Source organism: Candidatus Methylobacter favarea (assembly GCF_902806695.1).
GTDB lineage: Bacteria > Pseudomonadota > Gammaproteobacteria > Methylococcales > Methylomonadaceae > Methylobacter_B > Methylobacter_B favarea.
In genome coordinates, this window is the sequence record NZ_CADCXN010000002.1 from 26,456 (window position 1) to 52,700 (window position 26,245).

Genomic DNA, 26,245 nt, shown 5'->3' on the forward strand with positions numbered 1-26,245 from the left:
ACCTGATTTGCGGCTTTAACAGGGCCAGCGGAGATGAATCAGATTGGAGAGGAATTGGGCTTTGGCAGGCGCAAAGTCATTCCATAGGGCAACTGTAACTCCACCGGCCGATGTAAAGATAACAACTTGGCGTTTATTGGCTATTTCCATAAAACCCTGAGCCAGCCTTAAAGGATCTGAGCACGCTAAGGTTAGGGGCATTTATCCGATTAATACGGGGAATTAATTTAGGGTTTAATGGAGTAGTAATTTTTGCCTGCCGGTCAACATATATTGATAATTAAGATGTTCGGCCTGAAAAAAAGGCCTGACGATGAGAATATCTAATGAATGTCACGACAGGATATAAAACTTTTACGCTGGGAGGATCCCAAGCCAATAAAATAACACGCAACAAGGGAACACCCCTTGAAGATAGAGCTAATGGTGAGTACGATGTCTAGACCCTGCAAGGAGATTTGATTGATAGCTTCCAAAACTTAAAGTGAAAGAGGTTAGTTCTCTCTGCTTAGACGGTACTTATCGGTAAAACCTGTTGGCGCACTACCGAAAGCACAGATATACTTTATTGCTCGAAACTCTGATCAAGGAATATAGCAAGGACCCTGTATATCCCTCTTTTATCGTCAAAATATTTCATTTCCATTAGTTTAGAAACAAAAATAGCATTAAAATCAATGGCCGCATTTATCTGTGCCACACCAGAAACAGGCCGACCCTGCCCAAAACTCTGTATTGAGATGCGCCGCCTGTGAGCCCTGTTAAAATCGGGCGGAGGCTACCTTTTCTTTAAGAAGCCTGGGTATTTCTATTTCAGAACAAAGGCTGTAGCCTTTTTTATAATCATTTAGCCATATGGAATTAGAAAGAATTTCTTTTAAATCTATTTCAAAAGGAATTCTTTCTCCCTTAAATTGACAAGGCTCGCCTATACGCTTCATAGTGACTCCTTTCTTGCAAATAATGCGGGCCAATGCATTGGTACATAAAAAGTACCATTTTTTTATGTTGCTTTCCTGGCTATATAGTGCCGCGGCACGAAATAATCCCCAGATAATACTCCGTTCAATTTGTTGGCTGCGGCGGAATGAAATTACATTATCTCCTTTTTTGGATTCCTCATTCTCATCCAGAACAAGATTCTCATCCAGTCCCAGAGGCGGATCGCAATCTACATTCCGTCTTCTGATTTCTTTTACCAGGCACAATCTTGAAATTTCAATAGCAGAATCAAAAGCATTATTATCAATTGTTTTAGTAATAATCCCGTGTTGTTCCAGGGGCAGTGGATGTTCATTATTAAAAACCATCCGCATAGCGCCGACCCATTGCCTCGTGTGTCTGGCGCGAACTATAAAATGCACAGAAAACTGATCCCATTTATCAATTTCCTGCTCTGTGGGGAAATCGTGCTTGTTTTCAAAGCCCATTTCTTCACAATAAACTTGATATCTTATTCCGTAATGCTGTTTTTTACTTTCCGGGGTATCTGCTAAAAATACTTCAAAATGCTTATCAAACATAATTATCTTCTCTCTTGATTGATTTATGGGTAGTTAGAATTATTTGATAAAGTTTAATAAATAGTCTCCGAAATAAAGCATAATTTACCTAGTTTAATATGGGTTTAAAAACCGGCGCCCTTAATTAGATATGCGCACCAGATAATAAAAAAGCTTAAAGAAGCCTCTCTGTGCCTTATATTATTGAATGAGATTAAAAACTCTTTAAGTCAATATTAACTTTCTTTGGGTAAAACTCTAACCGAGGTTTATTAAAAAAAACTTAAGTAAATATACTAATCCTTTCAAAGGATGAATCCATTGCTTGTCGAAATAACAATTAAGCGTCGACGTCACCTAAATTCAGAACTTATCCGTCCAGTAGTGGCAGAATTGCTCTGTTTAAAAAACGAAATTGGCGAAAAATTTAGTTAATCCGCCGTTGTCACGGGCAGAATTAAAAGGGTCAAAAAAATGGGTAGCCGGTTGCTGACGGTTAAATAATTAAACATATAACAAAGCTTCGAATATTTGATTGCAGGTAATCATATTCCATCCTTGATACCCTAAAAATTCTTATGCCCTTATAATCACTACCGCTAGCAAAATAGTTTTAAAATAATCTAAATAAAAACAGGAGAAAGAATATGGCTGCAACCCCTTCAAACATGCTGCCTTTGGGCACCCTGGCACCGGACTTTAATTTATCTGATACTATGACGGGCTCTCATAAAACCTTGCAAGCGTTAAAAGGAGAAAAAGGCACAGTGGTAATGTTTATTTGTAATCATTGCCCTTATGTTCTCCATGTTAAAGACCAGTTAATCGATATTGCCAGACATTACCAAAAAGAAGGCATTCATTTCATCGCTATCAGTTCCAATGATATTAAGGAGTATCCCCAGGATGCGCCTGATAAAATGAAACAGATGATGGCAAGCTGGGGGCAGCCTTTTTCTGCTTATCTGTATGATGAAAGCCAGGAAATTGCCAAAGCCTATCAAGCTGCCTGTACGCCGGACATTTATGTATTTGATAAAAGTTTGGCCTGCGTTTATCGCGGACGCCTGGACGGCGCCACACCTAAAAACGATATTCCGCTTACAGGCGAAGATTTACGGGGTGCTCTGGATAACTTACTGGCAGGAAAAGCTATCAGTGAAAAGCAAATCCCCAGCATCGGTTGCAATATAAAATGGAAAGCCGCATAGCTTTGAGAGACGCTAGACCATCCGCACCTTAACGATTACAGTTTTTTAGGCAATCGCAGATTAAGGAGGCAGGTCTATCTGGCTAGTCAGCTATGTTAACCCTGCTTTCCTGCAGGGTCAGGTTTAATAGCCCATTTGAAACGAGTCCATCTCAGGAATCATCAGTAGTATTATCAACGCCCCTTTTTTGTTATCGAATTTACATGGCAATACCTGCTTATTCTCTTTTAGAAAATCTTGCTTTCAATTTCATTATTTTTGAATTGGATTATTCTACTCATCCTTCGAGAATTTCTGCTGTCATTAAACATGTTAATCGTTCTGCAACAACGCTTTTAGGCTACAGTGAAAAAGAACTTGTAGAAAAGCCGCTTGCTGTTATTTTTGCGCCGGAAAATGAAACGCAGCAATGGCAGACCGCCATTAAAAATTTAGCCGCTGAAAATCTCAGCAAAAGCTTTAAGGGAAAAATAGTTACCAAAGCGAATAAGGAAATCCAGGCAGTCTTATCCTTTTCGCTCTTACCGGGCGAAAAGCCGGAAAAAACCGTCATTTTGCTTATCCAGAAACTTGAGGTCAAGAAGCCGCAAGATAAAGACGTATTTATAATGCATAGGGCTGTGGAACAAAGCGCCAGCGCAGTAATTATTACTGATCTTAACGGCCGCATTGAATATTTGAATCCGAAGTTCACTGAACTCACCGGCTACACCGCCGCAGAACTGATTGGACAAAGCGCCGGCATTCTGCATCCCGACGATAGGTATAAGGAACATTATCATGCCATGCGAGAAATGCTTTTCAGCTGGGGAGAATGGCGCGGAGAAATAAAAAACCGGAAGAAAAACGGCGAAGTTTATTGGTCTCATGAATGCATCAGCGCTATTAAAAATGACCAGGGCGAGATAACTCACTTTTTAACTGTTGAAGAAGATATTACCCGAAAAAAACAAGTGGAGTCAGCATTGTCCGAAAGTGAAGAACGTTTCCGGCAGATGGCGGAAATGACCGGCGAATGGTTATGGGAGCAAGATCCCGACGGTTATTATACCTATAGCAGCACCGCCGTTAATCAAATTCTCGGTTTTAAACAAGAGGAAGTTATCGGCAAACACTATACCGAGTTTTTAACCGCCCAGGATAAAGTAGACCAGCAGTCTTATGTCGGAAACCGGCAACCGTTTTATGCTCTGATTAATCATTATCACCATAAAGACGGACATGAGGTCCTTACCGAATCGACCGGCTTGCCGATTATCGGCGCCGACGGGAAACTGCTCAAATGGCGCGGCGTCGATCGGGATATTACCGCCAAAAAACATTTTCAGGACGCGCTCATAGACAGTGAAAAACGTACCCGGCTTATTATTGAAAGCTCCTTAAGCGCCATTGTCATCATGAATTCATTCGGGATCATTATCGACTGGAATCACCACTCCGAAAAAATGTTCGGCTGGTTGCGCATGGAAGCGATAGGGCAACATCTGGAAGAGTTAATCATACCGATGCGTTTTCGAAGCGCTCATCGACAGGGACTGAAAGAGTTTCTGCATTCCGGCAAAGGCCCCTTCTTAAACCGGCAGATTGAGCATGTGGCCTTGCGTCGTGATGGTTCTGAATTTCCTGTTGAATTCAGTGTTTCCCCTTTGAAATTAGGCAATGCCTATATATTCAGCGGCTTTATCCATGACATTACGGCTCGCAAAGCCGCCGAGCGGCAAATCCGCCAGGCGCAGGTTAATCTGGCCATTGCCCAAAGCGAAATCAAGATAGCCCACCAGATTCAGGCTTCCCTATTACCCTCCGCCCCAATTAAGTCCGAGCACTTTGAAATAACCGGCTTTTGCTTGCCTGCCCATCAGGTAGGAGGTGACTATTTTGATTACTTTTTTCGCAATAAAGACTATCTGGATATGGTTATTGCTGATGTTTCCGGTCATTCCGTCGGTCCGGCGCTTTTTATGGTGGAAGCCCGCAGCGCTATCCGAACCCAAGCAAGCGGGACATGGACACCTTCAGAAACATTAAAGATAATCAATAATTTTCTCTTTAGGGATTTGAATAAAGCAGATTTCTTCATTACTCTTTTTTATCTGCAGTATGACCTTACCACTCATCAATTAAGTTTTGCCAATGCAGGTCATCCGCCGCCTTTATTGCTCAGATCTTTACAATCTGAATGCACCCAACTCGACGCTGACGGACTGATACTCGGTATACGCGAAAATGTAGTTTTTGAGGAAAAAAAAACGTCTCTGTCACAAGGCGATCTGATTCTTTTTTATACCGACGGATTAACGGAAGCAGAAAATGTCCAAGGTGAGTTTTTTGGCATAAAGCGCGTCAGTGAAATTTTCATACGCTACGCCCACCAAGGCCCGCAGGCGATTATTGACGCTTTGCTGGAGCAGTTAAAGCAATTTTGCCAAAGCGAATCATTTAAAGATGATGTAACCTTAATGATATTCAAACGCAGGTAAATTCAATAACCTGATGCCGGTATGCATCAACTTCCAAGCTCGTCCTCCAGGCTGTTATCCGTTGTGGTAGCCAGAAGCCGATCACCCAGTTTCTACTCATCGCGATCAAGTGCAGGCTCCTTCTTTCTTCGGCTGTCGGATAAGGCTAGCGAGAGAAGATTAAAAATTATGAAATTGATATGGGAACTCTCATATTGATACCAGTGGCTATTTTTCTATCAGCTTAAAAAATCAATGATAGCCTTATTTTTTGGGGCGCTTGCAGATGCATCCGCTTGCGTAATCTGATGCCGTATAAGCGTCAACTTTTTAACATAGCTGAGTGTTGGCTTCAGTTTCTCATCGATATTTGCAGTGCCAATATCATTTTTTAATCGATCAAAGACAGCTTCACCGATACCCAATTCGGCAGAAGCATCTTTAAAAGGAAGGAGCGCCGCCACTGGAAATTTCAACAGCGCGCTCTGCTTTTTCTTGCCGCCCCGTGAATTTAAAGAAGCTTCAAAATATTTCATTTAATAAAAATGAACTTCGGCAATATTGTGATAAGGGCTTGTTCGCCTAAGGCTGAGGTTATTCGAAATGCTGTAATGCAGATTTTTTCAGCCAATTTCTCAACCGCATCGGCATGTGTTTATCGGCATAGCCCAACTCAAAAGTTTAATGATCTGTCGGCGTGGGATACCTCACTATCAATTTTGTTTCTCTTATAGGTTACTGGTATAGCTGGTCAAATGAAAAGTTATTTTTATAAATTAATAATCATAGTGAAATCAAGGAGCGCCGGGCGATTATTACTCCTCTGAAACCAGAGTCTATACGCAATATATGAAGATCGAATAATTCATAGTTAATATGAAACTATAGGTTTTACCTAGAACACTTGTGCTTGTCAAGGTTAGCTCGGCCTTACAAGGCGCCAGCAAGGCTCGCCTGTAACGGCTGATCTGTCGGCTATAGACAGGTCCGGGGTGCCGGCAACACGGGGGCACGGTGGAGACAAAAGACAAGCTGACGTGATACAAGGCTGACTTGGCGTGTCGTGTTGCCGCTGTCGAGGGCATAGGTGACCTCCAGCCGCAGAGCTTCTGAATAAGGACGAGGCAGGGCGGGGCACATCAGTGACAACTAAAGCTTTACAGTTTAACAATTCTCTTGATCATAGGCGACAGATCATTGCTCTAGTTTCCACTGCCGGCCAGACCCGCAGCCATTAATAATCAAAGGATATAATTGATTTTGTCGTAATCTTAACCTCACTCGCTATTCAACCTTTTCCACATCAAACACCGTGCCGCGAATGGCAATGACTTTTACCCGTGTATTGATATCACAATCTTCGCCATGAACTTTCCAGATAGAATCATCCACTTTTATTTTACCCTGCCCGTTTTTTATCGGCTCGTACAAACTGAATACACGGCCTATGTATTGGGCGCCGCGTTTGTTTAACAAAGGCTGGTCCGTTTCTATAGGATGTTTTTTGCCATAAAACTTCCAGGCCCCGATCGCAGCAAGCGACAATACGGAAAAAATAAACATCTGTATGTCCATGCTCAGCGCAGGCATCAGCCATAACAGGCAGCCGGTTATAAAGCCGGCAGCCGCCAGCCACATAAAGAAAAAGCCGGGGGTCAGTATTTCCAGAACCAAAAAGAGGAGCGCCAATACCCACCAATACCAAAAAACAAATTCCAGTTCAGCCATAATTTAACTTTTTTTAGTCATGGCTGCTTTAGCCAGTTCGGTAATGCCCCCGAGGGCGCCAATGACATTTGATGCTTCCAGGGGCATAAATACCAGTTTGCTGTTGTCAGCAGAGGCAATGCTTTTTAAAGATTCAATATATTTCTGTGCGACAAAATAATTAACCGCCTGTATATCGCCTTTACTGATTGCTTCCGATACCATCAAGGTTGCTCTGGCTTCAGCCTGAGCCAGACGTTCGCGCGCATCGGCATCGCGGTAAGCGGCTTCCTTGCGGCCTTCGGCATCAAGAATAGCCGCCTGCTGCGCGCCTTCCGCGCGCAAAATTTCGGATTGCCGCAAACCTTCTGCTTCGAGGATAGATGCGCGCTTTAAGCGCTCGGCTTTCATTTGTCTGCCCATCGCTTCAACCAGATCTTTGGGCGGCGCAATGTCCTTGATTTCAATCCGGGTCGCCTTGATTCCCCAGGGCGTCGTCGCATCGTCTACAACGGTAAGCAGTCTGGCATTGATATTATCCCGGCGGGACAGCAACTCATCCAGATCCATTGATCCCATGACGGTGCGAATATTGGTCATTACCAGATTCAGAATGGCCCAGTCCAGTTTGCTGACTTCGTAGGCGGCTTTGGCGGCATCCATGACCTGGTAAAAAACCACGCCGTCAACCGTAACCATCGCATTATCCTTGGTAATGACTTCCTGGGACGGCACATCCATCACCTGTTCCATCATAATCATCTTCCTGCCGATACGGTCAATAACCGGCATGATAATGTTCAGCCCCGGCGTCAGCGTATTGGTATATTTTCCAAAGCGCTCCACCGTATATTCCATGCCCTGGGGAACGGACTTGACACTCATAAATACCAGCACGACAGCAAAAACAAGTAATACCAAGACAAATACGCTAAATCCGCCCATCGGGGCCTCCTGATTTTTATAATTATGTGGCTTTTTGTAGGACTGACTTCAGCCGCCACTGATTGAAATGACCCTTACCTGGGGATGCTAAAGCCGCAGCTACAGGATAATCTTAAGCGCTGCTTCAATGTTATGCCCTAAATTCGTAGTAGGCATCGTCTTTATTAAAGTGAAGCCTTAAAATAATACGATAGGCAGTTGCAATAAGACGCCCAACTAAATAATAATGCAAATCTTGCCGGATAAAAGTTTAAACAGGTAAATATATGATAATAGCCGCATTTAACTTAGGAATAGTAACGCTCCTTTTTTTCATTATAGGAATGATCAAGCCAAAGTGGGTTTTATTCTTTTTGAAAAAACCCGACAGGTTTATGGTGCTGATTATTTCGGCCGTTTTATTCATGATCAGTGCTACCCTTTACGGAGAAGGGAATCGGCGGGAGGAGATGAAAGCCGCTTCTAAAAAAACGGCTCCTCAAAATACGTCGCCAATGCCGTCTCCTATTCCTGTGCCTAAAACATCAGAGGCCAAATAAATGCGGCTCAGTGATTTTTAATGGAGCACTAGCCAATCAACCATTACACTTACATCTAAAACCGTTGCCTGCCTGTAATTATTGAATAATAATCCGACAATCAGCGCTTAGGGCTTCGGCTGCAGAAACACAAGTTCCCGTCTGTTTTGTCAGAAATCGTGATTCTGACTCTTATGGCAAAACAGACGTCCGAATAAAAATCTTCGCTGTAAATCCCATTCATTGCTGCATAAGAATTCCTGACAGCCGGCTTTTGTGAATTTTGCTGCCGCCTGATGCATCGAGAGATAAGCATGAAAAAACTTGTCTGAGCTAAAATAAATAATTTCTTGCCGTTGCGAGTAAATTGAATGATGCTAATATCAATGGCCGGTTTATAGCGTTTTTTGCATTATTTGTCTCTTACACAGGAGCGCCTCCATGAAGGTACTGGCTTTATACAGCATAAAAGGTGGCGTTGGTAAAACCTCAAGCGCGGTAAATCTGGCCTTTATTGCTGCCCGAAACGGCTACCGGACCCTGGTATGGGATCTGGACCCCCAAGGAGCCAGCAGTTTTTACTTTCGCATCAAGCCTAAAGTGAAAGGCGGCAGTAAAGAGTTAATTGCCGGAAAACGCGAGCTGGACGGATTAATTAAAGGCACTGATTTTGAGCATCTGGATTTATTACCCTCGGATTTTTCATTCAGAAACCTGGACCTGGTTCTCGATGACAAGAAAAAACCGACCCGGCAACTTAAAAAACTCCTTAAGCCGCTGGCAGCAGAATATGATTTCATTTTTCTGGATTGCCCGCCCAATATTTCATTATTGTCAGAAGCTGTTTTTGAAGCGTCTGATATTTTACTGTCGCCGGTCATACCTACGATATTGTCTTTAAGAACCCTGGAACAATTAAAAAAATTCATTGCCGACCAGAAGCTGGACCAATTAATACTCATGCCGTTCTTCGGTATGGCCGACCGGCGTAAAAAAATGCACAGGGAGATAATGCAAAGCATGATCAAGGACAACCCGGACATTCTTGGAATAGCCATTCCGTACGCCAGCGATATCGAACGTATGGGCGTGGAGCGCATGCCTCTTGGCGGCTACATCAATAAAAGCCGCTCCACCGATGCCTACAATGAACTATGGCAGGAAATTCTGGCTCGCATTAACGCCTGATTTTCAAATAATCCTTGTTCTTTAGCTTATTGGAAGACCGGGCCGAAGCGAAGCAAAATTAATACACACATCTACTTTTATGGAAGAATCCTCTAACAAAGTTCATTCTGCGCAATTCTTGCAGCATTATCTGGAAGAAGTTATCACGTTGCTCGAAAAACAGCAGATGGAGAAATCGCTTGTTGAAAGAAGCCCTACGACTAATCATGAACTGGTAGAGACTGTTCTGCATAATCAGCAGCAAACCCGTCTTCAGGAAATGTTTGCGCCCTTGCATCCGGCCGATATCGCCCATATTCTCGAATCGCTTCCCCTGGATCAGCGCAAGACCGTCTGGAATGCAATTAAAACCAGCCATGACGGACAGATTCTGCTGGAAGTATCCGATGCTGTGCGGGAAACATTAATTTCAGGGATGGAAGCTGAAGAACTGGCGACGGTAGCTGCCCAATTAGACACTGACGAAATAGCAGATCTCGCGCCCGATATCCCCAAACGGGCTATGCTGAAAATTCTCAGGTTGTTGAACAGCAAAGAGCGCAAGCACTTGAATGACGTGTTAGCGTATCCCGAAGATCAGGTCGGGGCGCTGATGCATTTTGGCATGATTACCATCAGAGAAGATCTGAATTTAAAAGCTGTTAAAGCCTATATCCGAAAACTTAAGAAATTACCGAGCCACACGGATAAATTATTTGTGGTTGATCAGAACGATGTCGTCAAAGGTATTTTACCGTTGCAAAGACTCCTTACTTATTCCTCTATCCGGCAAGTAGCCGAAGTGATGGTGACCGATTTTATCCGGTTTCAGGTTGACCAGAATACTGACGAAGCGGCGCGGGCGTTTGAGCGCTATGCGCTGATTTCAGCGCCGGTAGTCGATAATAACGGCAAGCTTCAGGGCCGGCTCTGCATTGATTCCATTATGGATTTTATCCGCGAAGAAACAGACGAAGACCTGCTTTTGCAAGCCGGAGTCTCGGAAGAAGAAGATTTATTTTCCAGTGTCTGGAAAAGTGCGAAAAATCGCTGGGGCTGGCTTTTAATCAACATAGCCACGGCATTTATTTCCACCCGTATTATCGGCCTGTTTGAAAATGTTATTCTGCAACTGGTGGCATTGGCGTCATTAATGCCGATTGTGGCAGCTACCGGCGGCAATACGGGCAATCAGACCAGCATGCTCATTATCCGCTCACTGGCGCTGGGACAAATTAGCCCGGCAAATGTGCGCCGATTGATAAAAAAGGAAGTGGCGCTTGCCATACTGAATGGCATTCTTTTAGGCATTGTTGTCGGCGGAGCGGTTATGCTGCTTTATCAGGATGAGGCGCTGGCCGGTGTAATGGCCATAGCCATATTTATCAACTTGCTGGTCGCGGTAGTGGTCGGACTGAGCATTCCCTTGCTGCGTCATAAATTAGGCAAGGATCCCGCCATAGGCACGAGTGTCATGCTGACTTCCATCACTGACGCAATGGGATTCTTTATATTGCTAGGTCTGGCCAGCCTGTTTTTAATTCATACGCTCTGATTCGACAAGAATCAAATTCCTCGGTAGCCCGAAGTAATCGGATAGCGCCGGTCGCGGCCAAATGCTCGGGCAGTAATTCTGATGCCCGGCGGAGATTGCCGGCGTTTATATTCATTTCTATCTACCAGCGTTATGGCTCTGGCTACATCCTCGCGCTTGAAACCTGCGGCTATTATTTCTTCAGCGGATTGATCCAGTTCTATATAACGCTCAAGTATGGGATCTAAAATTTCATACGGCGGCAACGAATCCTCGTCAACCTGATCGGGTGACAACTCGGCAGAGGGGGGCCGGCTGATGACCCGCGGCAGTATCACTTCAGACAGCGAATTGCGATAACGCGCCAGCCGGTAAACCAGCAGCTTGGGAACATCTTTAATCGGCGCAAAACCGCCCGCCATATCGCCATACAGCGTAGCGTAGCCGACGCTCATTTCGCTTTTATTACCTGTTGTCAACAGCAGCTTGCCGTGCTTGTTCGATATGGCCATTAAAGCCACCCCTCGACAGCGCGCCTGAATATTCTCTTCTGTGGTATCCTTAGCGGCACCTGCAAACACTTCCGACAACATAACCGTGAAGGCATTAACCGCAGGCTCTATTGGAATAATATGGTTTTTAACCCCTAATGCCTGAGCTTCCAGTAAGGCGTCTTCCATACTCATGTTCTGAGTATAGCGCGACGGCATCAGTACGGCTTCAACCTTGTCAGGCCCCAGCGCATCGACCGCCAGGGCCAGAACCAGCGCCGAATCAATGCCGCCGGACAAGCCCAGAATGGCGCCCTGAAAGCCGTTTTTCCGCACATAATCCTTAATGCCCAGAACCAGGGCCTGATACTCGCTGGAAATTTCATGGTAAGGCGGCGCGCAACTGCTTTTTATGGGTTTATTGCCGTCAAACTCAACCACACTGATCTGTTCCTCAAACTCTGCCGCTCGAAATACGATCCGCCCGTGCTGGTCGGCTATAAAGGAAGCGCCGTCAAATATCAACTCATCCTGTCCGCCGACTTGATTGACATACACCAAAGGAATCTGCGCGGCTTTGACTTGTCGGCAAATAATCGCTTCGCGCTGATGGATTTTTCCGGAGTGAAAAGGCGAAGCGTTAAGTGTTAGTAACAAGCTTGCCCCTGCTTGTTTAGTAGCATCAATAATGCCCTTTTTCCAAACATCTTCGCAAATCGTCAATCCTATAAAAATGCCGTTAAACTCAAACACACAGGGCTTGGCGCCGGCAGAAAAATAACGCTGTTCATCAAAAACCCCGTAATTAGGCAACACCTGTTTGTGATAGCGGGCCAGAATTACGCCCTGATGCAGCACTGCCGCACCGTTATATAGTTTACCCTCTTCATATTCAGGAAATCCCACCACCAGCGCAATATCAGCAACACGCTCGGCAAGCTGATAAACGGCATTATTGGCTGCCGTAATAAAATCGGTGCGCAATAACAGGTCTTCGGCGGGATAGCCGGTAATCGTAAGCTCGGGAAAGACAACAATATCGGCGCCTAACTCATCACGCGCATGGCTAGCGGCTTGAATGATATTGTCAACATTGGCGGCTATATTGCCGACCAGGAAGTTGATTTGGGCCAGGGCTATTTTCAGAGACATGAAGAAGACGTAAGGTTAAGGTGCAAAAAGAAAAGCAGCTACTTCTTTCCCGGCGCCGCGGTGGAATCTATGCTTAAAAGGTAAATCATGTAAGAATTTACCTGCTAAAACATCTTGCCATTGCATAACTATACCTCAATAAAAAGGATTTTCCGTAGAGTGTCTGCATCAGTAAATCGCTCAAAATCAATATAAGGATTTATTATCATTAGCCCAATCATTGAGTATTGTCATACCGGGAATCCGTTTTATGAGTTGACAAATAGCCGGTTAAATCTTAATACTGATTTTACCTGCGCTGGGCAGAGTATGGCGTTTACCAGAGAAGAATATCAAGGGATCATTTAAATTTTCATCGCCATGGATTTTCCAAAAATTTATTAACGAATTGCCGAATATGGACGCCTCTTTTTTTAATTTGCATTTGATGCAGGACAGGTAAAAATTACAAACATCCTTTCATCGCAAGGCCGATATCAGTCGGAGAACTCACCACCTCAATCCCTGCCGCTTTAAGCGCGGCAACTTTTCCTTCCGCCGTGCCCTTGCCGCCGGTCACAATAGCGCCGGCATGTCCCATGCGCTTGCCGGGCGGCGCGGTTTGTCCGGCAATATAGGCCACTACCGGCTTGGTGACATGAGCTTTAATGTAATCGGCTGCCTCCTCTTCTTCGCCGCCGCCAATTTCACCGACCATGACGATGCCTTTGGTCTGCTCATCGGCCTGAAAGCGGCTGAGCACATCGACAAAGTTCAGGCCGTGGATCGGATCGCCGCCTATGCCTACGCAGGTGCTTTGTCCCAAGCCCTGGTTCGTCGTTTGATAGACGGATTCGTAGGTTAATGTGCCTGACCGCGAAACGATGCCGATTGATCCCGGCAAATGTATATTACCCGGCATAATGCCGATTTTACATTCGCCCGGCGTAATCACGCCCGGACAGTTCGGGCCGATTAACAATGCCCCGGCGCCGGCCATAGCCGCCTTAACCCGCAGCATTTGTAAGATCGGAATGCCTTCGGTGATGCAAACGATGATTTTAATTCCCGCGTCCACCGCTTCCAGGATGGCGTCCGCCGCATAAAAAGGCGGCACATAAATGACGCTGGCACCCGCTCCGGTGATACGTACTGCTTCTTCTACAGTATTAAACACCGGCAGGCCCAAATGAATTTCCCCGCCGCGCTCCGGCGTGACGCCCCCTACCAATTTTGTGCCGTAGTCCACAGCCTGCTGAGAATGAAAAGTCCCTTGTTTGCCGGTAAACCCCTGGCACAGAACTTTAGTCTCTTTATTAATCAAAATGCTCATGCGGCCTCCGCCAGTGCAACAACTTGTTCGGCAGCGTGAGCCAGGTCATCAGCTGCAAAAAGATTAAAACCTGAATTGCTTAACAAGGCTCTGCCCTGTTCGGCATTGGTTCCTTCCAGCCGCACTACCACGGGTACATTTACATGCACTTCCTGCACTGCCGCCAAAATTCCCTCTGCGATAATGTCGCACTTCACGATGCCGCCGAATATATTGACCAGCACCGCCTTGACGCTATGATCAGAAAGAATCAGCTTGAATGCTTCGGATACTTTTTCAATGCTCGTGCCGCCGCCTACATCAAGAAAATTGGCCGGCATGCCGCCTTTCAGTTTGACCAGATCCATGGTTGCCATGGCCAGTCCGGCGCCATTCACCATGCAGCCTATGTTGCCCTCAAGGGTAATATAATTAAGCCCGTATTGCTGCGCCTTGTTTTCCTTTTCATCTTCCTGGCCCGCATCTTTCATCGCCAGGATATCGGGATGGGCTGCGACCGCGTTATCATCAAAATTAATCTTGGCGTCCAGCGCGAACAAATCGCCTGTCTGCGTTTCCACCAGCGGGTTAATTTCAATCTGGCTGGCGTCTTTTGCTAAAAATAATTGGTACATGCCCTGCATTATTTTTTCCAGGGCTTTGATTTGCTGGCCTTTAAGCGTAAGGGCATAGGCGATTTTCCGGCATTGATAGGCCTGTAAACCCGCTGCCGGGCTGACTTGCAGGGACAGTATCTGCTCAGGCGATTCTTTAGCGACTGTTTCAATATCCATACCGCCTGCCGCCGAGGCTATAAAAATTATCCGCTCACTGCCCCGGTCGACCAGCAGGCTGAGATAAAACTCTCTTTTAATCGGATAGGTTTTTTCTATCAATAGCGTATTGACCGGCAATCCTTCTTCTCCAGTCTGATGGGTAATCAGTCGGGTTCCCAGCATTTGCCGGCTAAATTCTGCGACTTCGGCAAGGCTTTTCGCCAATTTTACGCCCCCCGCTTTACCTCGGCCCCCGGCATGAACCTGGGCTTTAACAACCCAACCATCGCCGTCCAGCTGTCTGGCAATTTGCCCGGCGCTTTCCGGCGTTATCGCTTGCTGTCCATCCGGCACAGGTATCCCGTAATTGCGAAATAACTGTTTGGCCTGATACTCATGAATATTCATTTATTGCTCCTGATTGCCCGGTAATCCGGACGTGTATTGAGGTGTATTTTGAGTATTTTCTCAAGTATTTGCATAACTGCTATGCTTATTTAAAACCTGCTCACGGCGTTTAATCCGGAATTATTACTTATTCTAACCAAGTAACTAATAAAACGCTCAATTAAAACAAAATGCCTGCAATTGTCCCTGACACTATCTTTCCCTGCCCTTTTTCAAAAGGCTACGGTATTCCTGCTTCCCAAGCCTGGTTATTGCTGAAAGCTTTTTTAATTTACCGCTTTATGCTGGCTTGCCTGTTTATCATTTTATTTTACAGCAGCTTTGGTCCTTCTTTACTCGGCGCGAACAATCATCAATTATACCTCTACAGCAGTGCAGGCTACTTAATTCTCTCAATCTTGTCCGGTATCTGTATTTTCCGCCGGCTCACAGGCTACATCTTGCAGGCGCAGCTGCTCATTTTTACCGACATACTCATTCTCACCTTGCTAATGCATGCGTGCGGAGGCATTAAAAGCGGCATGGGCATTTTGCTCGCTGTATCAATTGCGTCAGGGGGCTTGTTAATCGGCGGACGCTGCGCCATGTTTTTTGCCGCACTGGCCAGTCTGGCAGTTTTGACCGAACAGATTTTTGCCGATTACGCCCAAGGTCTGCAAACCGCCTCTTACACGTATGCCGGCATGCTGGGCGCCTCGTACTTTACCATTGCCCTGCTGTCCTATATTCTCGCGCAGCGCAGCGAACAGATACTCCAGCTTGCCAACCAGCAGAAACAGACCATATCCAAACTGGAAGAACTCAACCAGTATATTATTCAGCATATGCAATCAGGCATTATCATTGCCGGTAAGGACGAAACCATTCAAATGGCCAATGAAGCTTCTCTGCGGCTGGCCCATTTACGGGTTCAGCCCGGTAATCTTGCGTCCATTTCAAAAGAGTTATCACTGGCTTTTCAGGGCTGGCTGGCTGATTCCGAACAGAATCTTGTGTTGCTGCAACTGCCGGATCAATCAGAAATTCCTGTTCGTTTCATGCTCCTGCCAACCCGTCATGAAATTCTTTATATGATTATTCTGGAAAATATCACTCTGTATAATCAGCGTCTGCAGCAAAGCAAACTGGCTTCCTTAGGCCAATTAACCGCCAGCATTGCTCATGAAATACGCAATCCCTTAGGCGCCATAAGCCATGCCGGCCAGCTGTTGTCAGAAAATCCCCGGTTATCCTCCCAAGACCGCCGCTTGACAGAAATTATTCAGACTCATTCCACACGCGTTAATCATATCATTGAAGATATTTTACAACTTTCCAGAAGAACCGCTTCCAATAGGGAAAAGCTCCAGTTAAAGCCCTGGCTGAACAATTATATGAAAAATTTCATACTGGAACATGCCGTTAATGCCGATACCTTCAAAGCATCGCATACGGATGAATCGTTATGCGCATTGATGGACCCCAATCACTTGAAACAGATTCTCGATAACCTGTGCCAAAACGCGCTGAAATATGGAAAACCTGAAGTCGGCCAGATACTACTATCCGCCCGGCGCTTCCAGCAGATGCCCTGCATAGAAGTCATTGATAACGGCGGGGGAATCAGTCATGAGCACATAAGTCATCTGTTTGAGCCGTTTTTCACCACTTCACCCAGCGGCACAGGACTGGGGCTTTATATTTCCAAAGGGCTGGCGGAGTTAAATCAGGCAAAATTGAGCTATCATTTAACTGACGATAAACAGAGCTGTTTCCGGCTTTGTTTACTGGATGCCGAACATAAAATAATTGAGATATGAAAAAACCGCTGACATTGCTTGTAGATGACGAACCGGATATTCGCGAGCTATTGGAAATCACCCTTAACAGAATGAATATTCAAACCTATTGCGCTGAAAGCATAGGCAGCGCCCGGTTTTTATTGCAGCAAAAAGCATTTGATCTGTGCCTGACCGATATGAAGCTGCCGGACGGCAACGGTCTGGAGCTGGTTGATACCATACAGGCCATGCCGGCTCCTATCCCTGTGGCTGTTATTACCGCACACGCCAATATGGATACCGCGATTCTGGCGATGAAAAAAGGGGCCTTTGATTTTATCTCCAAACCCGTTGATCTGGCGGCGCTCAGACAGATTATTATCAGCGCCTTAAAACTTTCCGACCCCGCTAATGCGAGAGAAAGACGAACCCGCCATACCCTGTTAGGCGAGTCATCGGTCATGCGGGAGATCCGGGCAAAGATAGACAAGCTGGCACGCAGCCAGGCGCCTGTTTATATCAGCGGCGAATCCGGCTCGGGCAAGGAATTGGTGGCAAGGCTGATCCATCAGCAGAGCGCCCGCCGCGACAAAGCTTTTATCGCTATTAACTGCGGCGCAATTTCCCATGAGCTGATGGAAAGCGAATTTTTCGGCCATAAAAAGGGCAGCTTCACGGGCGCGGTCAGCGATAAAAAAGGCTTTTTTCAGGCGGCCGAAGGCGGTACCTTATTTCTCGATGAAATTGCTGACTTGCCGCCTTCCCTCCAGGTTAAACTGCTGCGCGCCATTCAGGAAAAAAGGATCCGTCCTGTTGGAGAACAGCAGGAAATACCGGTAGATGTCCGTTTGCTGAGCGCCACCCACCGCAATCTGGCAGATATGGTTCAGGCCGGGAATTTCAGGCAGGATTTATATTACCGCATCAATGTTATTGATCTTCATGTGCCGCCCTTGCGTGAGCGGGTCATCGATATTCCAGCGCTTACAGAGCATATTTTAGCCAGGCTCAGCGGCAATGCGGATCAGCCGTTTTTATCGGCGCCGGCGCTAGAGGCGCTGCAGCGGTATCAATTTCCCGGCAATATTCGCGAACTTGAAAATATTCTCGAAAGAGCGCTTGCTCTATATGACGGTAAAAGCATAGAGGTAGAGGATTTGAACCTGCCGGCCGGAGCGCAAAACCTGCCTTACTCTCCGGCATACGATCCGGCTCTGGAATCATTGGAAGAGTATCTGGAAGCCACTGAAAAAAATGCAATTACGATGGCATTGGCTGAAAACAGATGGAATAAAACAGCTGCCGCCAAACAGCTGGGGCTTTCTTTCAGGTCGTTGCGCTACCGCCTGAAAAAGCTCGCTCTGGATAATTAACCAGCCGTTGATGCTCTGGGTTATCCGGCAGTTTAAGCCCGGTATTTATCCATCGCTTCAAGCTTTTGAATGGCATCCTTTATTTTCGCTTCAGTCTCGGCATCCAGCTCATTATTTTTATAGACTTTTTCCAGCAATCCTTCGGCAACCAATGCCTCTTTTATCCAGCGTTTGGTAAAACGGTAATTATAATAAGCGGTGGCAATTTCTCCCGTTTTTGGATCTTTTATGCCTTTTTTGCCGGAAGCCTGGGCCCGCTGCGCTTCATTTACTGCAGCCGATTTAATTATTTCAGGCTTCTTCTGTTTGTCTTCCGCCATTTTATTTGCAGCTGAAGTTACAGACGGTTTCTCAACAGCCAGAGGCATTGATGGTTCTACCGGCCCCAGTTGTTGGTCAGGTCTGACTGTGGGTGTTATGGATTTAGCATTTGCTTTGCGTTCATTCACCATGACGTAAACAACATAAGCCACAAAAATAGTAGTTAATATAAACAACCCTTCACTCATAACGGCTTTCCCCTCTCTAAATTAATTTATAATTATCACAGCTCTTAAATTAAGGGCATGCCGGCCCGCAGGCACACTAATCACCCAGTTTCGAATATACCAGAAGCGAGCGAGACTGGTAAACTCCAAACCGGAACAAATAGCGCTTTTTTGGCATTCAAGTCAAAAAGTTAAAAATTACCAGCACGCTTGGCCTTTTGCCAACCTGGGCAAGTCCTCGCGTAAACCCATTGCATACTGATTAAAATAAGTTTTTAGCAAAGCCGTATCATTAACCCGGTTCATCCCTGCTGAACGCATACCGACAAAAGGCGGCAATGTCAGCTGATAGATTTTGTTAATGACATCCATGCTGGCCATCATTACTAAATTATCGCCCTTACGCCAGCGCTCGTAACTGCGCAGAAATCTTGAACTCGATAAAGGCCTTCTTTCCTGTCTGGTTTTGATCACCAGTTCAGCAATTGCCGCGGCATCCAGAAGCCCGGCATTCGCGCCCTGTCCGGCTAAAGGATGCATGACATGAGCCGCATCCCCGATCAAGGCGAAGCGCTTATCAGTATACCGCCTCGCGTATTGAAAGCGTAAAGGAAACGCAGCCCGAGGACCTGCTGCCAGCATTTTTCCCAGAATGCCGCCTGAAGCTTTCTCCAGCATTTGCAGAAAGTCTTCATCATTAAGCGCTAAATATTTTTTGGCTGTTTCGGATTTTAATGTCCAGACTATTGAACACTGTCCATTTTTTAACGGCAGAAATGCCAGCGGGCCTTCGTCCAGAAAACGCTGCCATGCCGTGGCCTGATGACTTTTTTCAGTGGTCACGGTAGCAACCAGGCCGGACTGATGATAGTCCCAGCCGGTAACTTCTATTCCCATCATAGTCCTTAATGCCGACTCGCTCCCATCGGCCGCGATAACCAGTTCAGCTTCAAGAAGGCGGCCGTCATCCAGTTTCACCTGTCGCGCCTTGGCGTCAAGCTGGAGTTCCGAGACAAGTACAGAAGTCAAACAAATCGCCGAAGGCAAGGTAGCCAATTCATCCCATAATGCCGCTACCGTCACTCTATTTTCGACTATATGGCCCAGTTCACTAGAGTCGGTGTCGGCACAATCAAAATGCAATTCGCCTCCCCCTCGCGCATCAAAAACCCGCATGTCGCGGTAAGCGCAAACTCCGCGCTGCATCATGCCCGGCCATGCGCCCACCCTTTCCAGAATATTTTGAGAGGCTTTGGTTAAGGCGGAAACGCGAATATCGACGGACCCGGCAGGCCATTTTCTTTCCGGATTATGTCCATCCAGCAGGGCGACCTTGACGCCGCCATGCGCCAAAGCACACGCTGCTGTTGCCCCTGCCATGCCGCCGCCGACAATAATCACTTCATAGCGATCAGCCACTGCTGCTATTTCCTGCCGCCCAGCCGCGGCATAGGCCCTGCAAGTCCCATGGCATTGCGGGCAAGCAGGCTTTTTGCAACAGCAACCTGATCGAATATAGCCAAACCGATATTTCTGGCCGCCGCCAAAGCCAGCCAGTCATTGGAAAAAATCCGCACGAGGGCATCAGTAAAGCCAATAACCCGATCATGATCTTTTTGCCGGGATTCCGCATAAGCGCGTAAAAATTCGGCAGCGCCAATATCCTTGTCTTCCTCATGCTTTTTTATAAGCATTTCCGCCAGTTGCGCCACATCACGCAGTCCGAGGTTAAACCCTTGTCCGGCCACAGGATGCAATTGATGCACAGCATTGCCGACAATTACCGCGCGTCCTGAAACCATTTTCATTGCGCGTATAAGCGATACAGGAAAAGCGCAGCGTGGAGCTGCCATAGATAGCTCCCCGAGTTTATAACCAAAACATTGCTGCAGCTCAGCCAGAAAGTCAGCCTCGCCGCCCGATATTAGCCCCCCGGCATCTTCATTAGTTCGCGTCCAGACTACGGCGCAGTGATCATATCCCACGGGTAATAGAGCCAAGGGTCCGGAAGGGGTAAAACGCTCATAAGCCGTATTATTGTTGGGAAGGGACGACTTTACTAGAGTGATCATGGCTGTTTGGCCATAGTCTGTTTTTTGCTGCGGTATGTCCAGAAGGCTACGAACTGATGAGTTGCCTCCGTCAGCCCCGACCAGCAATTTTGCGGCTACGCCCAGTGATTCGTTTCCCTGCTTTAAACTGATGCAAATCTCTTCATCGCCCGACATTAAACCGGCGACGCGGGCAGGACAAATCACGGGTATATTAGCCGCATTAACCAGATTTGCCACATGCTCTTCAATGTCCCGCGCAATGACCACATAGCCCAGCGCGGGGACGTTTTCATTTTGCGCAGATAAGCGGGTTTTGCCAAAATGGCCGCGATCAGAAATGTGAATATTTTTTATCGCTGTGGCAGCCTGGCTTAGGCCTTTCCAGATGCCGAGCGCTTCCAGCATTTTCACTGTGCCGGCGGCTAAGGCCAGCGCTCTGCCGGCGGCTGGCGAGGCCTGCAATTGTTTACGGGTGCTGGCTTCAATAATAGCCATCCGCAAGCCGGTTTCTTTTAACGCCAGCGCCAGACAATTGCCGGCCAGCCCGCCGCCGGCAATTAATAAGTCATAATCATGCTGCATCAGGCGGCCTGCATTAATGCTTCAATTTCTGCTATGGTTTTGGGCGCCCCGCTGGTCAAAATTTCGGGGCCGCTCTCAGTTACCAGAATATCATCCTCTATGCGTATGCCTATGCCGCGCCATTTTTCATCAACTGCGGCGCAATCGGCCGGGATATACAAGCCCGGCTCTACGGTCAGCACCATGCCCGGCTCCAGCAAGCGCCACTGCTGATCGACTTTATAAGCACCGACATCATGGACATCCATGCCCAGCCAATGGCCAATCCTGTGCATATAAAACTGCTTGTATTTTTCATCTTTGATCAGCTTTTTCAGCTTGCCCTTGAGCAGTCCCAAAGACACCAGCCCTTCAGTCAGCACTTCAACCGAAGCATCATGGGCAAAATGCCACGGCAGGCCCGGTTTAATTTGCTCAATGGCAGCTCTCTGCGCATCCAGCACCAGCTGGTAAAGCTGTTTTTGCGGCCCGCTGAAGCGCCCGGAAACGGGAAAGGTGCGGGTAATATCGGCGGCATAATGGTCGCACTCGGCGCCCGCATCGATAAGCAGCAAATCTCCGTTTTTCAGTTTCTCCGAGTTTTCGGTATAGTGCAATACACAGGCATTTTTCCCGCCGGCGACAATCGAAGGATAGGCAACGGCCCGCAGTCCATCCTGGATAAAATGGTAAAGTATTTCAGCTTCTATCTGGTATTCATAGAGCCCGGGCTTGCACTTCTGCATGGCTTTAACATGGGCATTGGCAGATACTTCAGCGGCGCGGCGCATTAATTTAAGCTCGCCGTGACTTTTAAACAGGCGCATTTCGTGAAGTATGTGTTCAAGCGAAACCAGCTCGCCGGGGGCAGCAATGCCGGTTCGCGACTGGCTGCGAATATGATTTATCCAGTCCAGCAGACTGTGATCCAGATCTGAATCGCGGCCCATCGGATAAAAAACCTTGCTCTTGTTTTCCAGCATGCCCGGTAAAATTTCATCCAGGTCATCAATCGGAAATGAGTCATCAGCTTCATAATGCCCTGTCGCACCTTCCAGTCCCGCATGTGCGCCTTCCCAGAGAGCTTTTTTTTCATCGAACTCGCGGCAAAATAAAATGTATTCGCCCTGGGCGCGCCCGGGGATAAAGACCGCCAGCGAATCAGGTTCATTGAAACCGGTCAAGTAATAAAAATCGCTATCCTGCCGGAACGGGTAATTCACATCGCGGTTACGGGTGCGGGTGGCTGCACTGCTTATAAGCCCAATATTGCCTTCTCCGATATGCTGCATTAATCGCTTGCGTCGTTTTTTAAATTCACTCTGTCTCATCTATTCTCGCCTAGTGAACGGTACTGCCGGGGTTATCGCTTAAATCTTCGCGCAGCAATAACACAGCAGACCGCAGATATTCAGTAACTTCCATAAAAGCGCTTTCGTCCTCCTCGCCTTCAGCTTCTACATCCAGTTTGGTAAATTCGGCAATGTCTTTCATTATCTCGGCCGAATCTCCGGGCCATTCTGTAGCTGTATAAACAGAGCCTACTCCAAACAGAAATCCCTGACACCAGTCTTTCAGGGCTATAATCTGTCCGCTTAACGAGACTTCATCCTCCGGCAGAAACAGGTCAAATTCAAACTCTTCACTGTCCAGTAATCGTCGGGTTTCTTCGAACAGCCGGATCAGTAAACCCTGTTCTTCATTAATTACCGGCGCACCATTACTGAATAGCTCGGCTAGCCACCTGGCGCTGTCGGCATAGGCATTAACGCATAATATGCCAGTCGCCACCCCGTGAGCTTCAGCCGCTGAAATTTCCGCGTTACTTTTTTTAAATAATGCATTAATTACCTGATAAGCCATATTTCTTCCCTAATAATATTAACATCGCTAAAAAAATATTGATTATGCTACCATTTATGATTAACTTGAATAATATTTGTTAACTTTGAATCGCCGGACAAGTTAGTGTAACCCTATTTGAGGCATCATCGCTACAAGATCAAGCTCTCAGTTACCATCATGAACAATTCAGAAACAAGTCAAATTTTGGACATCAAAGACCTCGAAGACAAGCTGGACAGGCTCATCGAGCAGTATAATGCCCTGAAAACAGAAAACACTGCGCTGAAATCCAGGGAGGAAGCATTGGTTACGGAAAAAGAACACTTGCTGGAAAAAACCACCTTAGCAAGAAGCCGCGTCGAAGCCATGATCACGCGGCTGAAGGCAATGGAACAGGGCTCATGAGTCGAAATCTTCAGCCTTTATCGCTCACCATTCTGGGTAAGGAATATAAAATTGCCTGCGAACCCGAGGAACGGGATAACCTGATCCGTTCTGCCCAGGAAATTGATGAGCAAATGCGCAAAATAAGAGATTCCGGCAAAGTGATAGGGGCTGATAGAATAGCTGTCGTGACCGCGCTTAATCTGGCTCATGAACTTCGATCAATGAAAAACCAGAACGCCAGCCTGACCAAAAGCCTGAATGAATGCATGGGCAAGATGCTGCATAAAATAGAAAAGGTTTTAGAAACCAAATAAACGCGCTAAAATATAACCGTGCATTTCCTGCAGCGTTCGAGAATGTACTGGGTGTTTCCTGAACCTGTTATTACCCCGGGAGCTGATACTGGTGATAGTGTGCATGCCCGTTTTACACGGGAAGCCTGATAGAGCCAGCCAAGTTCCCACTTGAACTTCCGGTTCAAGGGCGAAAGTACATCACGGCGCAGGCGGGAGATGCATTTTTATACGCTTTCCCGTTCCAGCTTCGGATTTCTTCTCTACAAAGCCCCCTCCGCTGACAAGCCTGTAAGTCCATCGATTTTCCAGCCTGTTAAAAATGAGCCTGCGCTATCAAATCAATGTAAGGATTCTGTTTTCTTCCCTGTGTATTTTAATCCTCGGCGGATCGATAGCAATCTGGCAGGCGCGCAATGCCGTCAATAAAGAAATCGATTCATCCATTAATCTCGCCGTACAACTGATAACATTCGGCTTCTCACAGCCATCGCAAACCACGTTTAAGGACACTGACTGGCCGTCCAAACTTAATTTCCTGAAACAGACTCGGCATTTAAACATTCAGATCAGACAACCCTCAGGACAGATAATCAGCTTTGCCCGCCAAAACCGTCAAATTGGTACTGGCGACAGCCCTCCATCCTGGTTTATTAATCTCGTGGCGGATAAGTATCCCCAAGCCGAACATCAAATCACCGGCCTCAGAGGAGAGCAAGTTACTTTAATATTTGAAGCCAACCCCCTCGATGAAATAACCGAAGTCTGGCAAGAAAGCGTTACCTTTTTTCTTTCACTTTTTCTGCTGACGGTGCTTACTTTTTTGGCAATCAATCTGGCTTTTAACAAGGCCTTGAAATCCATTACTATTATTGTAGACGCTCTAAAAATCATTGAAACAGGACATTACCAGCAAAAACTGCCTGATTTTTCCATTCTGGAATACGACAGTATTGCCAAAGCTATCAATCATTTGAGCAGCAAGCTGAGTGCCGGCCAACAGGAAAATCGCGCATTAACCCAGCATTCCCTGGCAATACAGGAAGATGAACGGCAGCGGCTTTCACAGGAGCTGCATGACGAACTGGGGCAGTCATTGACTGCCATCAAAGTAATGGCGGTGACAGCCGCCCGCGAAAAAGCGGATATTAAAAAAACCACGGACTCTATTATCAGCGTTTGTGATCACCTGATGACGGTAGTGCGCTCGATGATGCATCAACTGCACCCCTTGATATTAACCGAACTGGGCCTGAAAGCGACACTGGAAGACCTGTTAAATCACTGGTCGGCAAGAAATCCGGAGTTAAAACTCGCTATAGTTTGCCCTGATGAAGTCAATAAGCTGGAGCAAAAAATCACGATCCAGGTATTCAGGATCGTGCAGGAATGCTTGACCAATATTGTTCGTCATGCTGAGGCCGAAAAGGCTATTATCAGCCTGGCAATCGTGAACTCATCAACAACGGATAGATCACTTCAATTACGAGTAACAGACGAGGGTCAAGGTTGTGTTTTAGAAATGATTAAAACAGGTTTTGGCTTATTGGGCATGAGAGAGAGGATCAACAGCTTGGAGGGCCAATTGACTATCCAAACCCAACCGCAGCAAGGCATGAGCATTACTGCGAATATTCCGCTGAAATGAACGGCTCGATCAAAGTGATATTAGTCGATGATCATGCAGTCGTGCGTGCGGGCTTTCGAATGCTGCTGTCGACCGACGATACTATTGATGTGATAGCTGAAGCCGAACGGGGCGAACAGGCTTGCCAGCTATACCTGGAAAAACAACCGGATGTCATGGTGCTGGACTTATCCCTGCCGGGCATAGGCGGACTGGAGAGCATACGGCGTATCTGCAGCCGCGACAGTAACGCCAAAATACTGGTTTTCAGTGTTCATGATGAAGCGGTTTATGTCAATCGGGCCATGGAGTCCGGGGCAAAAGGCTATATTACCAAGCATGCTCACCCAAACATATTGGTGACGGCCATCCAGAAAATCGCCCAAGGTGAAACGTATATTGAACAGGGTTTGATGAAATACGAGGGAGCCAGCCCGGGCTCAGGTTGGGAATCCCGCGAAACCGATTACCAAACCATTATCGATTCGCTGTCCGCCAGGGAATTCGATGTATTCCTGCTGCTGGCAAAAGGCTTGACTGCGCATAAAATCGCTGACGAGCTTTGCCTGGGCTATAAAACCATTGCCAACTACGGTACGCAGATACGCAGCAAACTCAAGGTCTCAACCGTGGCCGAGTTGGCTCATATTGCTATTATCTTGGGAATTATGAAGCAATAACCAAACCTCTCTTGGG

General features: G+C 46.7%; 23 protein-coding genes and 1 other RNA gene. 12 read left to right on the plus strand and 12 right to left on the minus strand.

Translation table 11 applies throughout. The features are described from left to right. Window positions 1-761: 761 nt before the first annotated feature. Complete coding sequence (locus HUX64_RS01085) at window positions 762-1,523, minus strand: PEP-CTERM/exosortase system-associated acyltransferase (protein WP_174624406.1); 762 nt, start codon at window positions 1,521-1,523, stop codon at window positions 762-764. A 626-nt stretch (window positions 1,524-2,149) separates the two neighbouring features. On the opposite strand from HUX64_RS01085, the gene HUX64_RS01090 reads away from it, so the two are divergent. Both HUX64_RS01090 and HUX64_RS01095 read left to right on the plus strand, forming a co-directional pair. Beyond that, window positions 2,150-2,713, plus strand: coding sequence for a thioredoxin family protein (locus tag HUX64_RS01090; protein WP_174624407.1), 564 nt, complete (start codon window positions 2,150-2,152; stop codon window positions 2,711-2,713). A gap of 203 nt (window positions 2,714-2,916) precedes the next feature. Beyond that, the gene (locus HUX64_RS01095) at window positions 2,917-5,193 is read left to right on the plus strand and encodes a PAS domain S-box protein (RefSeq protein ID WP_174624408.1); all 2,277 of its coding nucleotides are present in this window, start codon (window positions 2,917-2,919) and stop codon (window positions 5,191-5,193) included. A gap of 218 nt (window positions 5,194-5,411) precedes the next feature. Here the strand turns inward: HUX64_RS01095 and HUX64_RS01100 are convergent, their stop codons facing one another. The 3 genes from HUX64_RS01100 to HUX64_RS01110 all read right to left on the minus strand — a co-directional run bounded on the left by HUX64_RS01100 (window position 5,412) and on the right by HUX64_RS01110 (window position 7,824). Further along, window positions 5,412-5,708, minus strand: a complete 297-nt coding sequence (locus HUX64_RS01100) for a hypothetical protein (protein WP_174624409.1) — start codon at window positions 5,706-5,708, stop codon at window positions 5,412-5,414. A 748-nt stretch (window positions 5,709-6,456) separates the two neighbouring features. Further along, window positions 6,457-6,900, minus strand: a complete 444-nt coding sequence (locus HUX64_RS01105; protein ID WP_174624410.1) for an NfeD family protein — start codon at window positions 6,898-6,900, stop codon at window positions 6,457-6,459. Between the two features lie 3 nt (window positions 6,901-6,903). Next, entirely contained in the window at window positions 6,904-7,824 is a 921-nt protein-coding gene (locus HUX64_RS01110; protein ID WP_174624411.1) for an SPFH domain-containing protein, read from the minus strand. Window positions 7,825-8,090: 266 nt separating this feature from the next. On the opposite strand from HUX64_RS01110, the gene HUX64_RS01115 reads away from it, so the two are divergent. The 3 genes from HUX64_RS01115 to mgtE all read left to right on the plus strand — a co-directional run bounded on the left by HUX64_RS01115 (window position 8,091) and on the right by mgtE (window position 11,064). Next, entirely contained in the window at window positions 8,091-8,363 is a 273-nt protein-coding gene (locus tag HUX64_RS01115) for a hypothetical protein (protein WP_174624412.1), read from the plus strand. Between the two features lie 420 nt (window positions 8,364-8,783). Continuing rightward, window positions 8,784-9,530 (plus strand): ParA family protein, encoded by a 747-nt coding sequence (locus HUX64_RS01120; RefSeq protein WP_174624413.1) that lies wholly within the window; start codon window positions 8,784-8,786, stop codon window positions 9,528-9,530. Window positions 9,531-9,609: 79 nt separating this feature from the next. Next, entirely contained in the window at window positions 9,610-11,064 is a 1,455-nt protein-coding gene (mgtE, locus tag HUX64_RS01125) for a magnesium transporter (RefSeq protein ID WP_174624414.1), read from the plus strand. Window positions 11,065-11,075: 11 nt separating this feature from the next. On the opposite strand, the gene HUX64_RS01130 is transcribed toward mgtE, so the two are convergent. The 3 genes from HUX64_RS01130 to sucC all read right to left on the minus strand — a co-directional run bounded on the left by HUX64_RS01130 (window position 11,076) and on the right by sucC (window position 15,161). Continuing rightward, window positions 11,076-12,686 (minus strand): NAD+ synthase, encoded by a 1,611-nt coding sequence (locus HUX64_RS01130; RefSeq protein WP_174624415.1) that lies wholly within the window; start codon window positions 12,684-12,686, stop codon window positions 11,076-11,078. 445 nt (window positions 12,687-13,131) lie between these two features. Next, entirely contained in the window at window positions 13,132-13,998 is an 867-nt protein-coding gene (gene sucD, locus HUX64_RS01135) for a succinate--CoA ligase subunit alpha (protein ID WP_174624416.1), read from the minus strand. Beyond that, entirely contained in the window at window positions 13,995-15,161 is a 1,167-nt protein-coding gene (gene sucC / locus HUX64_RS01140; protein ID WP_174624417.1) for an ADP-forming succinate--CoA ligase subunit beta, read from the minus strand. Before sucC ends, sucD begins: the two co-directional genes overlap by 4 nt. A gap of 170 nt (window positions 15,162-15,331) precedes the next feature. Here sucC and HUX64_RS01145 point away from each other — a divergent pair, with 170 nt between their 5' ends. Together HUX64_RS01145 and HUX64_RS01150 are read left to right on the plus strand one after the other, a co-directional pair. Beyond that, window positions 15,332-16,960 carry a sensor histidine kinase gene (locus HUX64_RS01145; protein ID WP_174624418.1) on the plus strand — a complete coding sequence of 543 codons (1,629 nt, stop codon included), beginning with the start codon at window positions 15,332-15,334 and terminating at the stop codon, window positions 16,958-16,960. After that, window positions 16,957-18,294, plus strand: coding sequence for a sigma-54-dependent transcriptional regulator (locus tag HUX64_RS01150; RefSeq protein WP_174624419.1), 1,338 nt, complete (start codon window positions 16,957-16,959; stop codon window positions 18,292-18,294). The genes HUX64_RS01145 and HUX64_RS01150 overlap by 4 nt, the downstream gene beginning before the upstream one ends. Window positions 18,295-18,326: 32 nt before the next feature. Here the strand turns inward: HUX64_RS01150 and HUX64_RS01155 are convergent, their stop codons facing one another. The 5 genes from HUX64_RS01155 to HUX64_RS01175 all read right to left on the minus strand — a co-directional run bounded on the left by HUX64_RS01155 (window position 18,327) and on the right by HUX64_RS01175 (window position 23,260). After that, the gene (locus HUX64_RS01155; RefSeq protein ID WP_174624420.1) at window positions 18,327-18,803 is read right to left on the minus strand and encodes a hypothetical protein; all 477 of its coding nucleotides are present in this window, start codon (window positions 18,801-18,803) and stop codon (window positions 18,327-18,329) included. Between the two features lie 177 nt (window positions 18,804-18,980). Continuing rightward, complete coding sequence (locus HUX64_RS01160) at window positions 18,981-20,201, minus strand: UbiH/UbiF/VisC/COQ6 family ubiquinone biosynthesis hydroxylase (RefSeq protein ID WP_174624421.1); 1,221 nt, start codon at window positions 20,199-20,201, stop codon at window positions 18,981-18,983. Window positions 20,202-20,206: 5 nt separating this feature from the next. After that, window positions 20,207-21,418, minus strand: coding sequence for a 2-octaprenyl-6-methoxyphenyl hydroxylase (ubiH, locus tag HUX64_RS01165; RefSeq protein WP_174624422.1), 1,212 nt, complete (start codon window positions 21,416-21,418; stop codon window positions 20,207-20,209). Further along, entirely contained in the window at window positions 21,418-22,728 is a 1,311-nt protein-coding gene (gene pepP, locus HUX64_RS01170; RefSeq protein WP_174624423.1) for a Xaa-Pro aminopeptidase, read from the minus strand. The genes ubiH and pepP overlap by 1 nt, the downstream gene beginning before the upstream one ends. A 10-nt stretch (window positions 22,729-22,738) precedes the next feature. Beyond that, window positions 22,739-23,260 (minus strand): UPF0149 family protein, encoded by a 522-nt coding sequence (locus HUX64_RS01175; RefSeq protein ID WP_174624424.1) that lies wholly within the window; start codon window positions 23,258-23,260, stop codon window positions 22,739-22,741. A 159-nt stretch (window positions 23,261-23,419) separates the two neighbouring features. Between HUX64_RS01175 and HUX64_RS01180 the strand changes: the two genes are divergently transcribed. From HUX64_RS01180 to HUX64_RS01200, 5 genes are all read left to right on the plus strand, one after another. Continuing rightward, window positions 23,420-23,647, plus strand: a complete 228-nt coding sequence (locus HUX64_RS01180; RefSeq protein ID WP_174624425.1) for a TIGR02449 family protein — start codon at window positions 23,420-23,422, stop codon at window positions 23,645-23,647. Then, complete coding sequence (locus tag HUX64_RS01185; RefSeq protein ID WP_174624426.1) at window positions 23,644-23,943, plus strand: cell division protein ZapA; 300 nt, start codon at window positions 23,644-23,646, stop codon at window positions 23,941-23,943. The genes HUX64_RS01180 and HUX64_RS01185 overlap by 4 nt, the downstream gene beginning before the upstream one ends. A 21-nt stretch (window positions 23,944-23,964) precedes the next feature. After that, a non-coding RNA gene (ssrS, locus tag HUX64_RS01190) (6S RNA) lies at window positions 23,965-24,145 on the plus strand. Between the two features lie 99 nt (window positions 24,146-24,244). Continuing rightward, entirely contained in the window at window positions 24,245-25,570 is a 1,326-nt protein-coding gene (locus tag HUX64_RS01195) for a histidine kinase (RefSeq protein ID WP_174624427.1), read from the plus strand. Further along, complete coding sequence (locus HUX64_RS01200) at window positions 25,567-26,229, plus strand: response regulator transcription factor (protein WP_174624428.1); 663 nt, start codon at window positions 25,567-25,569, stop codon at window positions 26,227-26,229. Before HUX64_RS01195 ends, HUX64_RS01200 begins: the two co-directional genes overlap by 4 nt. The last annotated feature ends 16 nt before the right edge of the window (window positions 26,230-26,245 follow it).